Below are 13,653 nucleotides of genomic sequence, written 5' to 3' on the forward strand. Positions count from 1 at the left end.
GGCAGCTTGTATCACGGCGCGGCGGAGGACTGATCGCTGGTGCGTGTCTGAGGCGTGGCGGAGACCGAGGTGTCGGCCGGGGCCATCGAGGCGGAAGGCGGCGGCACCTGCGCCTCGGCAGTAACAGGCGCCCCTGCGGCCGGGCCGATCGCCGGACCCCTGGCAGGCAGGCGCGCGAGAGACGGCTGCGGCATGGACGCCGGCGGCGCCAGCTGGATCCGCGGTGTGTGTGGTGCGTCCGGCGTCGCGGCGGGCAACTGGACCAGCTTCTGGGCCGGCACCGGCCGGATCGACACCGCGGCGCCAGGGCGGGGCTTGGCGCGGGCGGCCAACTCGCGTTTTTCCTCCTCGCTGAGGGCCTGGTAGGCCTCCCACTTGGCCTTGCGTTCGTCGACCGGGACCTGCTTGACCTCGGCGAAGTTGAGGCGAGCCTGCGAGCGTTGTTGGTTGCTCAGCGTGGCCCACTCGGTCATCCGGCTGTGCAGGACCTCCTGCTCGGCCGGCGACAGTTTGGCGTAGTTGCGCGAAAGGGCCAGCCACTTGCGCTTGTGGGGTTCGGTCAGGCTGTCCCATTGCAGCGCGAGCGGCTCCAGGGCGCGCTGCTGTCGGGCGCTCAGGTCGCGCCACAAGGGCTTGGAAATGGCTGCCGGCTTCGCCGTGGTCACGGAGGCGGCCGGTGTTGTACGGTGGGCCTGGACCTGGGCGCCTGCGGGCACCATGGCCGCGCCGGCGAGCGCGAACACCAGCAGCATGCACGCGCCGCCGGCCGCGCCCGGCAACAGCCGGCGCAGCGGAATGGGCGCGTTGGAGCGAGGGCGTTGCGGCATGCGAGCAGGCGAAAGGACGTGGGCTTAACGCTGGGCGGTGGCTTCGGTCTTCAGGAACTGGGCGAAGCCGGGGTCTGTATAGGCGGCAGGCGGCAGGTCGTCGGTCAGCAGGGCGGCATCGACTTCGGCCAGTTCGTCGGTCCGGTTGTCCTCCTGCAGGGTGGTGATGACGATGAGGCCGGCCACGAGCGCGATCAGCGGGATGACGGAGCCGATGCGCGTCCACCAGCCACCGCCAAATGCCGCGGTGCCGCCGTTCGGCACCACGGTGGGGGCCGTTTGCAGCACCCGCACCACCTTGCGGCGTGCCAGGGCCTGCATGCGCGCGGCGCGCAGGCGCTCGGTGATCTCGTGCGGCAGATCCTGGGTGCCGGCCGAGAGCCGTGCGGCCACCTGGCGGCCGAACTGCGCCTCGGTCGCGGCAGAGGTGGTCGAAAGCGTTGTATTCATAGCGAAATTCCCTTGGCCTTGAGCGCCTTGCTCAGGGCGTGAACGGCGCGCGAACAGTGGGTCTTGACGCTGCCTTCGGAGCAGCCCATTGCAGCGGCCGTCTCGGCGACGTCCATTTCTTCCCAGTAACGCATTAAAAAGGCCTCGCGTTGACGACCCGGCAAGGCGGCGATTTGTTCCTCGATCTGGTGAAAAATCTGCGCGCGCCGGGTACTGTCCTCGGCGCTCTCGCTTTCCCGGGTGTCCGAGGCGGCCGTGAAATGCTCGAGGAGGTCGAATTCGCCGTCCTCGTTCGAGGCCTCGAAGTCGCTCATGTTGGAGAAAAGCGCCCGCCGGGTCTTCTGGCGCCGGAACCAGTCCAGCGTGCAGTTCGAGAGGATGCGCTGGAACAGCAGAGGGATCTCGTTGGGCGGCTTGTCGCCGTAGTGCTCGGCCAGTTTCATCATGCTGTCCTGCACGATGTCGAGCGCGGCTTCCTCGTCCCGCACATGGTAGATCGTGCGCTTGAAAGCGCGTCGTTCGACGCCTTTCAGGAAATCGGAGAGTTCTTGTTCAGTGGCCAAGCGAGTCCGGCACAGGGGGCGCCGCGTGGGGAAGTGTCTCGGGAACGAGATGCTGGTTTTTGTCGCCGCGGATTATGCCTGTGCGTCTGTTACAGCCGTGCCTCGGGCCTTGGCCGGTTTTCCGGTGTCATAATCCGCGCTGCAAGTCAAAAGGCAAACGGGTCACGGTCCGGCGGTACGACAAGTCCGCTCATGGCTTTGGCCTCAAGTTTCGACGCGGCTTCACAAGAGCTTGCGAAGAGGCACCCAAGGTTTTTCGTTCCCGAAAAAACACAAAGGTTGATCATGGAAATGTCAAAAGCGGAATTCGCTTCCGCAGCAGCCGTCACCGGCAGTCAAACGCAAGAACTCATGGGCGCCGAAGTGCTGGTCAAGGCACTGCAGGCCGAAGGCGTCCAGTACGTCTGGGGTTACCCCGGCGGCGCGGTTCTCTATATCTACGACGCGTTCTACAAGCAGGACACCATCCAGCACGTGCTGGTGCGCCACGAACAGGCGGCAGTGCATGCGGCGGACGGCTATGCGCGCGCCACCGGCGAGGTCGGCGTGGCACTCGTCACCTCGGGCCCGGGCCTGACCAATGCAGTCACCGGTATTGCGACTGCTTACATGGACAGCATCCCGATGGTGATCATCTCGGGCCAGGTGCCGACGGCGGCCATCGGCCTGGATGCGTTCCAGGAATGCGACACAGTCGGCATCACCCGCCCGATCGTCAAGCACAACTTCCTCGTCAAGGACCCCAAGGATCTGGCCATGACGATGAAGAAGGCCTTCCATATCGCACGCAGCGGGCGTCCGGGCCCGGTCGTGGTGGACGTGCCGAAGGACGTTTCCTTCAAGAAGGTCAGCTACAGCGGCTATCCCGACAAGGTCGAGATGCGCTCCTACAACCCGGTGCGCAAGGGCCATGGCGGGCAAATCCGCAAGGCGCTGCAGCTGCTGCTCTCGGCCAAGCGCCCCTATATCTATACCGGCGGCGGCGTGCTGCTCGGCAATGCGACCAACGAGCTGCGCGCCCTGGTCGACATGCTGGGCTATCCGGTCACCAACACGCTGATGGGCCTGGGCGCCTATCCGGCTTCCGACCGCAAGTTCCTCGGCATGCTGGGCATGCACGGCACCATCGAGGCCAACAACGCGATGCAGAACTGCGACGTGCTGCTGGCCGTGGGTGCGCGCTTCGACGACCGCGTGATCGGCAACCCGAAGCATTTCGCGCAGAACGAGCGCAAGATCATCCACGTCGACATCGACCCCTCGAGCATCTCGAAGCGGGTGAAGGTCGACATCCCGATCGTCGGCGACGTGAAGGAAGTGCTGACCGAGCTGATCTCGATGATCAAGGAGAGCAGCACCAGGCCCGACGCGGCCGCACTGGCCGGCTGGTGGGACACCATCGAGGGCTGGCGCAGCAAGGACTGCCTCAAGTACGACCGCGGCAACAAGGACGTGATCAAGCCGCAGCACGTGGTTGAAACCCTGTGGAACATGACCAAGGGCACCGACACCTACATCACCTCGGACGTCGGCCAGCACCAGATGTGGGCGGCGCAGTACTACCGCTTCGACGAGCCGCGCCGGTGGATCAACTCCGGCGGCCTGGGCACCATGGGCGTGGGTATCCCCTATGCGATGGGCATCAAGCTGGCGAAGCCGCAGTCGGAAGTGTTCTGCATCACGGGCGAGGGCTCGGTGCAGATGTGCATCCAGGAACTGTCGACCTGTCTGCAGTACAACACGCCCATCAAGATCTGCTCGCTCAACAACCGCTACCTGGGCATGGTGCGCCAGTGGCAGGAGATCGAATACTCCGGTCGCTACAGCCACAGCTATATGGACGCGCTGCCCAACTTCGTGAAGCTGGCGGAGGCCTATGGCCATGTGGGGATGCTGATCGAGCGTCCACAAGACGTCGAGCCCGCGCTGCGCGAGGCGCGCAAGCTCAAGGACCGGACCGTGTTCATGGATTTCCGCACCGACCCCACCGAGAACGTGTTCCCGATGGTGAAGGCGGGCATGGGCATCACCGAGATGCTCCTGGGCTCCGAGGATCTTTAACGGACGACAAGCCGGCCCGCGATGCGAGCCGGCTCCTTGATTAACCTTTTTGGACGAATCTATTGTCCGCCGAGCCCGCGCATTACCGTGCACGGGGGAGGGCGGCGAAAAGAGGAATCCCCTGCTGACATGAAACACATCATTGCCGTGCTGCTCGAGAACGAGCCCGGTGCACTCTCCCGCGTCGTGGGTCTTTTTTCCGCCCGCGGCTACAACATCGAATCGCTCACCGTCGCGCCCACCGAGGACGCGAGCCTGTCGCGCATGACCATCGTGACGGCCGGCTCCGACGACGTGATCGAGCAGATCACCAAGCATCTCAACCGCCTGATCGAGGTCGTCAAGGTCGTCGACCTGACCGAGGGTGCCTACACCGAGCGCGAGCTCATGATGGTGAAGGTGCGCGCGGTCGGCAAGGAGCGCGAGGAGATGATGCGCATGGCGGAGATCTTCCGCGGCCGCATTATCGACGTGACCGACAAGAGCTACACCATCGAGCTCACCGGCGACCACGGCAAGAACGATGCCTTCCTCGAGGCCATCGACCGCGGCGCCATCCTCGAGACCGTCCGTACCGGCGCCAGCGGCATCGGCCGCGGCGAGCGCATCCTGCGCGTTTGAGAAGCCCCACCCACACATCCACCGAATCTACGAAGGAGCAAGCACCATGAAGGTCTATTACGACAAGGACGCCGATCTGAGCCTGATCAAGGGCAAGACCGTGGCGATCATCGGCTACGGCAGCCAAGGCCATGCGCACGCGCAAAACCTCAACGACAGCGGCGTGAAGGTCGTCGTCGGCCTGCGCAAGGGCGGCGCTTCCTGGCCCAAGGTCGAGAAGGCCGGCCTGAAGGTTGCCGAAGTGGCAGACGCCGTGAAGTCGGCCGACGTGGTCATGATCCTGCTGCCCGACGAGCAGATCGCCAACGTCTACAAGAACGACGTCGCCCCCAACATCAAGGAAGGCGCCTCGCTGGTGTTCGCGCACGGCTTCAACGTGCACTACGGCTTTGTGCAGCCGCGCGCCGACCTCGACGTGTGGATGGTGGCGCCCAAGGCCCCCGGCCACACCGTGCGCAGCACCTACACCCAGGGCGGCGGCGTGCCGCACCTGATCGCGGTGCATGCCGACAAGAGCGGCAAGGCGCGCGACCTGGCTCTTTCGTATGCGACGGCCAACGGCGGCGGCAAGGCCGGCATCATCGAGACCAACTTCCGCGAGGAGACCGAGACCGACCTGTTCGGCGAGCAGGCCGTGCTGTGCGGCGGCACCGTGGAGCTGATCAAGGCCGGCTTCGAGACGCTGGTGGAAGCCGGCTACGCGCCCGAGATGGCCTACTTCGAGTGCCTGCACGAGCTCAAGCTGATCGTCGACCTGATCTATGAAGGCGGCATCGCCAACATGAACTACTCGATCTCGAACAATGCCGAGTACGGCGAGTACGTGACGGGTCCGCGCATCGTGACCGAGGAAACCAAGAAGGTCATGAAGCAGGTCCTGCGCGACATCCAGACGGGCGAGTACGCGAAGAGCTTCGTGCTGGAGAACGCAGGAGGGGCGCCCACGCTGATGAGCCGCCGCCGCCTGAACGCCGAGCACCAGATCGAAGTGGTGGGCGAGAAGCTGCGCGCCATGATGCCCTGGATCAAGAAGAACAAGCTGGTCGATCAGACTCGTAACTGATCGGGCTTTCCAACGCGACAAGGGCCACCCTCGGGGTGGCCCTTTTCTTTGAGCCGCACGAGCTGGCTGAACTACACTGCGCCGATCCATGCATGACGACACGCTCCCCGAAGATCTAGCGCCGCGCAAGCGCCGCAAGGGCATCTACATCCTGCCCAACCTGTTCACGCTGGCGGCGCTGTTCGGGGGCTTCTACTCGGTCGTGATGGCCATGAACGGGCGTTTCGACCTGGCAGCACTCGGCGTGTTCGCCGCCATGATCCTCGACAGCCTGGACGGCCGCGTGGCGCGCATGACCAACACGCAAAGCGCCTTCGGCGAGCAGATGGATTCGCTGTCCGACATGGTGTCCTTCGGCGCCGCACCGGCGTTGATCGCCTACGAATGGTCGCTCAAGGGCCTGGGGCGCTGGGGCTGGATCGCGGCCTTCGTCTACTGCGCCTGCGCCGCGTTGCGGCTGGCGCGCTTCAACGTCAACACCGGGGTGGTCGACAAGCGCTGGTTCCAGGGCCTGCCTTCGCCGGCGGCCGCGGCGCTGGTGGCCGGCTTCATCTGGCTGATGACCGAGTGGGGCAAGCGCGGCGGTGAGGTGCTGTACCTGTCCTGGCAGCAGATCACCTGGATCACCTTCGGCTTCACGCTTTATGCCGGCCTCACGATGGTGACCAACGTGCCCTTCTACAGCTTCAAGGACGTCCAGGTGAAGAAGAGCGTGCCCTTCGCCGTGATCGTGCTGATCGCGCTGGCCATCGCGGTGATCAACATCCATCCGCCGACGGTGCTGTTCGGCGTATTCGTGGCCTACGGGCTGAGCGGCTACGTGGTCTACGGCTGGCGCAAGGCCAAGGGGCAGCACGTGAGCGTCATCAGCACCTCGACTGAGGAGCCCGACGAGCGGGGCCTGCACAAGTAATTCGGCCTGTGCTACATTCGCCACTCCCATGAACAAGATTTCGCTGGCCCTACTACTGATCCCCCACGGGCGGAGACGGTAGCACGCGCAAGCGATTCCATCACACGGCCCGTTCGCACCAGCAACGGGCCGTTTCATTTGGGGTTGCTGGTTGTCCATCCGACCACAGCGAGAAATACAGATGTTGAAGCAACCCGACCGCAAGTACCGCGCCTTTGCACCCATCGGCCTCAAGGACCGCACCTGGCCCGATGCCGTGCTGACCCAGGCCCCGATCTGGCTGTCGACCGACCTGCGCGACGGCAACCAGGCGCTGGTGGAGCCGATGGACATCGACCGCAAGATGCGCATGTTCGAGACCCTGGTGGCCATCGGGTTCAAGGAGATCGAGGTCGGCTTCCCCTCGGCCTCGCAGATCGAGTTCGACTTCGTGCGCAAGTTGATCGAGGAAGACCGCATTCCCGACGACGTGACGATCCAGGTGCTGACGCAGGCGCGCGATCACCTCATTGAGCGCACCTTCGAATCGCTGCAGGGCGCGCCGCGCGCCATCGTGCACCTGTACAACGCGGTCGCACCCGTGATGCGCCGCGTGGTGCTGGGCATGGACGAGGACCAGATCGTCGAACTGGCGACCTCCCACGCTCGCATGTTCAACGTGCTCGCGGCCAGGCAGCCGGCCACGAAGTGGACCTTCCAGTACTCGCCCGAGATGTTCTCGGGCACCGACCTGGCCTTCTCCAAGCGGGTGGTGGACGCAGTCACCGAGGTCTGGGCCCCGACGCCCGAGCGCAAGTGCATCGTCAACCTGCCCTCGACGGTCGAGCACTCCACGCCCAACATCTTCGCGGACATGATCGAGTGGATGCACCGCAACCTGGCGCGACGCGATTCGATCGTGCTGTGCGTGCATCCGCACAACGACCGCGGCACGGGCACGGCCGCCGGCGAGTTCGCTCTGATGGCAGGCGCCGAGCGCATCGAGGGCTGCCTGTTCGGCAATGGCGAGCGCACCGGCAATCTCGACGTGGTGAACGTCGCGCTCAACCTGTACACGCAGGGTGTCTCGCCCGGCCTGGACTTCTCGAACATCGACGAGATCCGCGCCACGGTCGAGCACTGCAACCAGTTGCCGGTACACCCGCGGCATCCTTATGTGGGCGACCTGGTCTACACCTCCTTCTCGGGCTCGCATCAGGACGCGATCAAGAAGGCCTTCGCGGCCCGCAAGGAAGGCGACATCTGGGAGATGCCCTATCTCCCGATCGACCCCAAGGACGTGGGCCGCAGCTACGAAGCCGTGATCCGCGTCAACAGCCAGTCGGGCAAGGGCGGCATCGCCTACCTGCTCGAAAGCGAGTATGGGCTCGAATTGCCGCGCCGGCTGCAGATGGAGTTCAGCCAGGTGGTGCAGCGCGTGATGGACGTCGCAGGCAAGGAGCTCACGGCGGCCGATCTCTGGCAGCTCTTCGAGGGCGAGTACCGCATCGGCGACAAGGCAGGCCCCCAGCACCGCGTGCTCGAGGAGCGGGGCGAGGGCGCCGACGCTTCGGTGGTATTGCGCGCCGACCTGCCCTGGGCCGGCGAGGTGCGCCGCATCGAGGGCCGGGGCAATGGGCCGATCGACGCCTTCATCCATGCGCTGGCCGACGCCACCGGGCATTCGATCCGCGTGATCGACTACCACCAGCATGCGATCGGCGCCGGTGCCGATGCGCAGGCCGTGGCCTATCTCGAACTGCGGGTCGACGAGACCCGGACGCTGTTCGGCGTCGGCAAGGACGCCGACATCGTCTCTGCCTCGCTCAAGGCCATCGTGTCCGGCCTCGAGCGGGCGCGAGCGCAGGGCGCCCGCAGCGCACAATCGGCGGTTGAAGCCGCCTAATTCAAGGACCAAGGAGACCCGCGATGGCCGACAAACTCATCATCTTCGACACCACCCTGCGCGACGGCGAACAGTCGCCGGGGGCCTCGATGACCAAGGACGAGAAGCTGCGCATCGCGCGCCAGCTCGAGCGCCTGCGGGTCGACGTCATCGAGGCCGGCTTCCCGGCCAGTTCGAACGGTGATTTCGACGCCGTCGCGGCCATCGCCGGGGCGATCAGGGAGTCGACGATCTGCGGCCTCTCGCGGGCCAACGACCGCGACATCTCCCGCGCCGCCGAGGCCTTGAAGGGCGCGGCCAGCAGCCGCATCCACACCTTCATCGCGACCTCGCCGCTGCACATGGAGAAGAAGCTGCGCATGACGCCCGACGAGGTGTTCGAGCAGGCCAAGCTTGCCGTGCGCTTCGCGCGCAACCTGGTCGGCGACGTCGAGTTCAGCCCGGAGGACGGCTACCGCAGCGACGTCGACTTCCTGTGCCGGGTGCTCGAGGCCGTGATCAACGAGGGCGCGACCACCATCAACGTGCCCGACACCGTCGGCTATGCGGTCCCGGAGCTCTACGGCAACTTCATCAGGACGCTGCGCGAGCGCATCCCGAACAGCGACAAGGCGGTCTGGTCCGTGCACTGCCACAACGACCTGGGCATGGCGGTCGCCAACTCGCTGGCCGGCGTGAAGATCGGCGGCGCGCGACAGGTGGAATGCACCATCAACGGCCTGGGCGAGCGCGCCGGCAACTGCTCGCTCGAAGAGATCGTCATGGCGGTGAAGACACGAAAGGATTACTACGGGCTGGAACTGGGCATCGACACCCGGCACATCGTGGCGGCGAGCCGCATGGTCAGCCAGACCACCGGCTTCGTGGTGCAGCCCAACAAGGCGGTGGTGGGCGCCAATGCCTTCGCCCATGCCTCGGGCATCCACCAGGACGGCGTGCTCAAGGCGCGCGACACCTACGAGATCATGCGCGCGGAAGACGTGGGCTGGAGCGCCAACAAGATCGTGCTGGGCAAGCTCAGCGGCCGCAACGCCTTCAAGCAGCGCCTGCAAGAACTGGGTGTGGCGATGGAGAGCGAGGTCGACATCAACGCCGCCTTCGCTCGCTTCAAAGAGCTTGCCGATCGAAAAAGTGAAATATTTGACGAAGACATCCTTGCACTTGTAAGCGACGAGGAGCATTCGCACGTTGCGGAGCAGTTTGGTTTTGTATCCTTGTCACAGCACAGCGAAACCGGCGAGCGCCCCCAGGCGCGCATTGTTTTCACGGTGCATGGCAAGGAAGTCACGAGCGAGTCGGATGGCAATGGCCCGGTCGATGCTTCGCTGAAGGCGATCGAGGCCCGGGTGAAGAGCGGGGCGGAGATGGTGCTTTATTCGGTGAATGCCATCAGCGGGTCGACGGAGAGCCAGGGCGAGGTCACGGTCCGTCTGCAGAACGCGGGCCGGGTCGTCAATGGCGTTGGTGCCGATCCGGACATCGTGGTGGCGTCGGCCAAGGCTTATTTGAGTGCGCTCAACAAGTTACAGAGTCAAGCTGAGAGAGTGGCAGCACAAGGTTAGTTGTTTTGGGGGATCCTTTGTTTCGAATGAAGAAAAGGATGCAAGTAACTGATATTGCGTGTCTTTTTTGATTTCGATACACTGCGGTCCTGCTAATCGCCGCTGGAGTTTTTTGATGCCCGATGCCCCTTCCTGCCGAGTGTCCAGCCAGCGGTTCCTTCCCGCTCTTCGCCTCGTCGCCGTTGCGCTTTGCGCCACGGCGTTTTTGTTGCCCGCAGCCCAGGCCGCCAAGGCGCCGGCCGGCAAGAAGACCGAAGTCGCCAGCGAGAGCAAGAAGCGCGGCACGGCCTCCAAGCGCAGCGTCAAGGGCGAGCAGGCGGACAAGGTGGTGAGCGGCGGGCGCAACGTCGTGGCTTCGATCCGCAAGCGGGGCGGCAAGACGGTCGTGGCGGTGCAGCGGCGCTCTGTCGTGCGCGTGCCCGAGGTCGCGGCGCGTCAGTCCTTCGGCCAGCTCGCCGGCCTGCACGGCACCGAAGATGCACTCGACCTGAAGTCCAGCGTGGCCCTGGTGATCGATCAAGACACGCGCGAGGTGCTCTTCAGCAAGAACGACAGCGTCGTGCTGCCGATCGCCTCGCTCACCAAGCTCATGACCGGGCTGCTCATCAGCGAAGCCCACCTGCCTTCCGACGAGCTGATCACCATCACGCAGGACGACGTCGATACCGAAAAAGGCAGCCGTTCGCGGCTGACCGTCGGCAGCACGCTGCCCCGCGGCGAACTCCTGCACCTGGCGCTGATGTCCAGCGAGAACCGCGCCGCGCATGCCCTCGGCCGAACTTATCCTGGCGGCCTGGCGACCTTCGTGAGCGTCATGAATGCCAAGGCCAAGATGCTCGGCATGAAGGACACGCGCTACGTCGAACCCACCGGCCTCTCGAGCCGCAACCAGTCGAGCGCGCAGGACCTGGCCCTGCTCGTCAACGCCGCCTATGCCGACGCCACCGTGCGCCAGCTCTCGACCTCGCCCGAGTACCAGGTCGAAGTGGGCAACCGCGTGCTGCAGTACAACACCACCAACCGTCTCGTGAAGAGCCCCGACTGGGACATCGGCCTCCAGAAGACCGGCTACATCTCCGAGGCCGGCCAGTGCCTGGTGATGCAGGCCCGGATCGCCGGTCGCAAGCTGATCATGGTGTTCCTCGATTCCGCCGGGAAGCTCGGCCGCATCGCCGATGCCGAGCGCGTGCGGCGCTGGGTCGAAGCCAACCACCACATGATCAACCCGGCAGCGGCGACGCGGCAGCCCTCCCTCGCCGCGGCCCACGTCGCGAGCTGATCCCCCGATGTCTGCAGCCGGCCATGGCGCCGGTCCGGCGGCGCCTCAGGCGGCCGGCGGCGCACCGGCGGCGTTGTAACCGAGCGCGCTGGAGATCTCGTTGGCGGTGGCCTGCAGCTTCGGCAGCCAGCCGTCGTCGAGCCGGTCGGCCGGGGCCGAGATCGACAAGCCCGCGACCAGCTTCCCCTGATCGTCGTAGATGCCGGCGGCCATGCAGCGCACGCCGAGCTCCAGCTCCTCGTTGTCTCGGGCGATGCCGTACTGGCGCGCCTTGGACAGCTCCCGCTCCAGCGCCGGCAGCTGCGTGATGCTGTTGCGGGTGTGGCCGGCAAGACCAGTGCGGGTGGCGTAGCTGCGCACGCGCTGGGGCTCGTCCACCGCCAGGAACAGCTTGCCGGTGGAGGTCAGGTGCAGCGGGGCGCGCCCGCCGATGGCGCGCACCACCTGCATGCCGGAGCGCTCGCTGTAGGCGCGCTCGATGTAGACGATCTCATCCCCCTGGCGCATGCTGAGATTGACCGGCTGCTGCGTGAGCTTGTGCAGCTCGCGCATCGGCGCCATCGCGGCGTCGCGCACGTTCAGCCGGCCCTTCACCAGGTTGCCCAGCTCCAGCAGGCGCATGCCCAGCCGGTAGCTGCCGGCTTCCGGCCGGTCGACGAAGCGGCCGACCGCCAGGTCGTTCAGGATGCGGTGGGCGGTGGAGGGGTGCAGGCCGGTCTTTTCGCTGATCTCCTTCAGCGAGATGGCTTCCTCGCGGGAGGCCAGCACGTCGATCAGCGAGAACATGCGCTCGATCACCTGGATGACAGGCGTAGCCGGAATATCTGATTGGGGTTTTCTCATGGGCAACGCGGTTTGGAGGGAACCGGTTGCGATTTTACTTGGTGAAATCGGCTGGCGCTTGCCAGCGGCCGCCGACCAGTACTTCATGTGGCGTGAAGCGGGCCTTGTAGTTCATCTTGGCGCTGCCCTTGATCCAGTAGCCCAGGTAGACGTGCGCCAGGCCCAGCTTGCGCGCCTGCTCGATCTGCCATAGCACGCTGTAGTTGCCGTAGCCGGCGCCCGGCTCGGGCTCGTAGAAGGTGTAGACCGCCGACAGTCCGTCGTTCAGCACGTCGAGGATGGACACCATCTTCAGCGCGCCGGCGCTGCCGTCCGGCCGGGTCTCGCGGAACTCCACCAGTCTGGAGTTGACCCGGCTCTGCAGCAGGAACTGGGTGTACTGGTCGATGCTGTCGTGGTCCATGCCGCCGCCGGCATGGCGGCCGTTCTGGTAGCGCAGGTAGAGCTGGTAGTGCTCGGGCACGAAGCAGAGCTTGAGCACGCGCGCCTGCAGGTCGGCGTGGCGCGCCAGGGCGCGGCGCTGGCTGCGGTTGGGCTTGAACGCGTCGGCCAGCACGCGCAGCGGCACGCACGCGCTGCAGCCGTCGCAATGGGGCCGGTAGGTGAACATGCCGCTGCGGCGGAAGCCGCTGAGCACCAGGTCCGAGTAGGCGTCGTTGTGGATCAGGTGGCTGGGCGTCGCAACCTGCGAGCGGGCCTGCCGGTCCGGCAGGTAGCTGCACGGATAGGGCGCCGTCGCGTAGAACTGCAGCGTGTGGAGCGGAAGATCCTTGAGGTGCGTCACGTCGAAAGAGAGGTTCGCGCAGGCAGGAGTTCGGACCAGTATACGGGCTCGAAACGCCACTGCGGCCCCGCCAGATGACGTGCCCTTGCCACGTGTGAGAGAAAGCGCGCGCGCGGCATTTCAGAGGCACCCAGGCTCGCCAGGTGGCTGGTGTTCTGCTGGCAGTCGATCATCGCGATGCCGTGCCGGCGGCAGAAGCTGACCAGCGCGGCCAGCGCGATCTTGGAGGCATCGGGCCGGCGCGCGAACATCGACTCGCCGAACACGGCTCGCCCGATCGCCACGCAGTAGAGGCCGCCGGCGAGCTCGCCGTCGATCCAGGTCTCGACGCTGTGCGCGTGTCCGGCCTGGTGCAGGGCCGCATAGGCGCGCACCATCTCGGGCAGGATCCAGGTGCCGGTCTGGCCGACGCGCGGGGCCTGCGAGCAGGCCTGGATCACTGTCTCGAAGCCGTGGTCGATGCGGATCTCGAAGCCTGGGGTGGCGAGGAAGCGCTCCAGCGTCTTGCGCAGCGAGCGGTGCAGCCTGAAGCGCTCCACCTCCAGCACCATGCGCGGGTCCGGGCTCCACCACAGGATCGGCTGGCCTTCGCTGAACCAGGGGAAGATGCCGTGCGCATAGGCCTGCAGCAGACCCGGAACGTCGAGGCCGCCGCCCGCGGCCAGCAGGCCGGGAACGGGGTCGGATTCGCCCCACGCCGATGCAGCGTCGGGCAGCGGGTCACCGGGTGCGAGCCAGGGCAGTTGCATGGTCGGAGGTATACACGGCTTCTGTGGGGCGCGATGTCATCGGAAACCAAATA

Annotated in this window: 13 protein-coding genes; 7 read left to right on the forward strand and 6 right to left on the reverse strand. The window is 65.7% G+C overall.

Features of this window, described 5'->3' with window-relative positions; all coding sequences use genetic code 11:
* Nucleotides 1-11: 11 nt before the first annotated feature.
* The 3 genes from AC3A6X_RS04365 to AC3A6X_RS04375 are packed head-to-tail and all read right to left on the reverse strand — an operon-like array spanning nt 12 to nt 1,840.
* Nucleotides 12-827, reverse strand: a complete 816-nt coding sequence (locus AC3A6X_RS04365) for a DUF3106 domain-containing protein (RefSeq protein WP_487840970.1) — start codon at nt 825-827, stop codon at nt 12-14.
* 24 nt (nt 828-851) lie between these two features.
* Nucleotides 852-1,277 (reverse strand): DUF3619 family protein, encoded by a 426-nt coding sequence (locus AC3A6X_RS04370; RefSeq protein ID WP_487840971.1) that lies wholly within the window; start codon nt 1,275-1,277, stop codon nt 852-854.
* On the reverse strand, nt 1,274-1,840 hold the full coding sequence (locus AC3A6X_RS04375; RefSeq protein ID WP_487840972.1) for an RNA polymerase sigma factor: 567 nt from the start codon (nt 1,838-1,840) through the stop codon (nt 1,274-1,276). Before AC3A6X_RS04375 ends, AC3A6X_RS04370 begins: the two co-directional genes overlap by 4 nt.
* 285 nt (nt 1,841-2,125) lie before the next feature.
* Between AC3A6X_RS04375 and AC3A6X_RS04380 the strand changes: the two genes are divergently transcribed.
* The 7 genes from AC3A6X_RS04380 to AC3A6X_RS04410 all read left to right on the forward strand — a co-directional run bounded on the left by AC3A6X_RS04380 (nt 2,126) and on the right by AC3A6X_RS04410 (nt 11,224).
* Nucleotides 2,126-3,901 carry an acetolactate synthase 3 catalytic subunit gene (locus AC3A6X_RS04380; RefSeq protein ID WP_487840973.1) on the forward strand — a complete coding sequence of 592 codons (1,776 nt, stop codon included), beginning with the start codon at nt 2,126-2,128 and terminating at the stop codon, nt 3,899-3,901.
* 129 nt (nt 3,902-4,030) lie between these two features.
* Complete coding sequence (gene ilvN / locus AC3A6X_RS04385; RefSeq protein ID WP_068683703.1) at nt 4,031-4,522, forward strand: acetolactate synthase small subunit; 492 nt, start codon at nt 4,031-4,033, stop codon at nt 4,520-4,522.
* Between the two features lie 46 nt (nt 4,523-4,568).
* The gene (gene ilvC, locus AC3A6X_RS04390) at nt 4,569-5,585 is read left to right on the forward strand and encodes a ketol-acid reductoisomerase (RefSeq protein WP_487840974.1); all 1,017 of its coding nucleotides are present in this window, start codon (nt 4,569-4,571) and stop codon (nt 5,583-5,585) included.
* Nucleotides 5,586-5,673: 88 nt separating this feature from the next.
* Entirely contained in the window at nt 5,674-6,498 is an 825-nt protein-coding gene (gene pssA, locus AC3A6X_RS04395; RefSeq protein WP_106553986.1) for a CDP-diacylglycerol--serine O-phosphatidyltransferase, read from the forward strand.
* 181 nt (nt 6,499-6,679) lie between these two features.
* Complete coding sequence (leuA, locus tag AC3A6X_RS04400; protein WP_487840975.1) at nt 6,680-8,383, forward strand: 2-isopropylmalate synthase; 1,704 nt, start codon at nt 6,680-6,682, stop codon at nt 8,381-8,383.
* 23 nt (nt 8,384-8,406) lie between these two features.
* Nucleotides 8,407-9,945, forward strand: a complete 1,539-nt coding sequence (locus AC3A6X_RS04405; protein WP_487840976.1) for a 2-isopropylmalate synthase — start codon at nt 8,407-8,409, stop codon at nt 9,943-9,945.
* 115 nt (nt 9,946-10,060) lie between these two features.
* Nucleotides 10,061-11,224, forward strand: coding sequence for a serine hydrolase (locus AC3A6X_RS04410; protein WP_487840977.1), 1,164 nt, complete (start codon nt 10,061-10,063; stop codon nt 11,222-11,224).
* 45 nt (nt 11,225-11,269) lie between these two features.
* Here AC3A6X_RS04410 and AC3A6X_RS04415 read toward each other — a convergent pair whose 3' ends face one another.
* Genes AC3A6X_RS04415 through aat form a run of 3 tightly spaced genes read right to left on the reverse strand, consistent with a single transcriptional unit; the run spans nt 11,270 to nt 13,600 of the window.
* Entirely contained in the window at nt 11,270-12,067 is a 798-nt protein-coding gene (locus tag AC3A6X_RS04415; protein ID WP_309961394.1) for an IclR family transcriptional regulator, read from the reverse strand.
* A 34-nt stretch (nt 12,068-12,101) separates the two neighbouring features.
* Nucleotides 12,102-12,851, reverse strand: a complete 750-nt coding sequence (locus AC3A6X_RS04420; protein WP_309961396.1) for an arginyltransferase — start codon at nt 12,849-12,851, stop codon at nt 12,102-12,104.
* Nucleotides 12,848-13,600, reverse strand: a complete 753-nt coding sequence (gene aat / locus AC3A6X_RS04425) for a leucyl/phenylalanyl-tRNA--protein transferase (RefSeq protein WP_487840978.1) — start codon at nt 13,598-13,600, stop codon at nt 12,848-12,850. Before aat ends, AC3A6X_RS04420 begins: the two co-directional genes overlap by 4 nt.
* Between the last annotated feature and the right edge of the window lie 53 nt (nt 13,601-13,653).

The organism is Variovorax sp. Soil_C_12, from assembly GCF_057657375.1.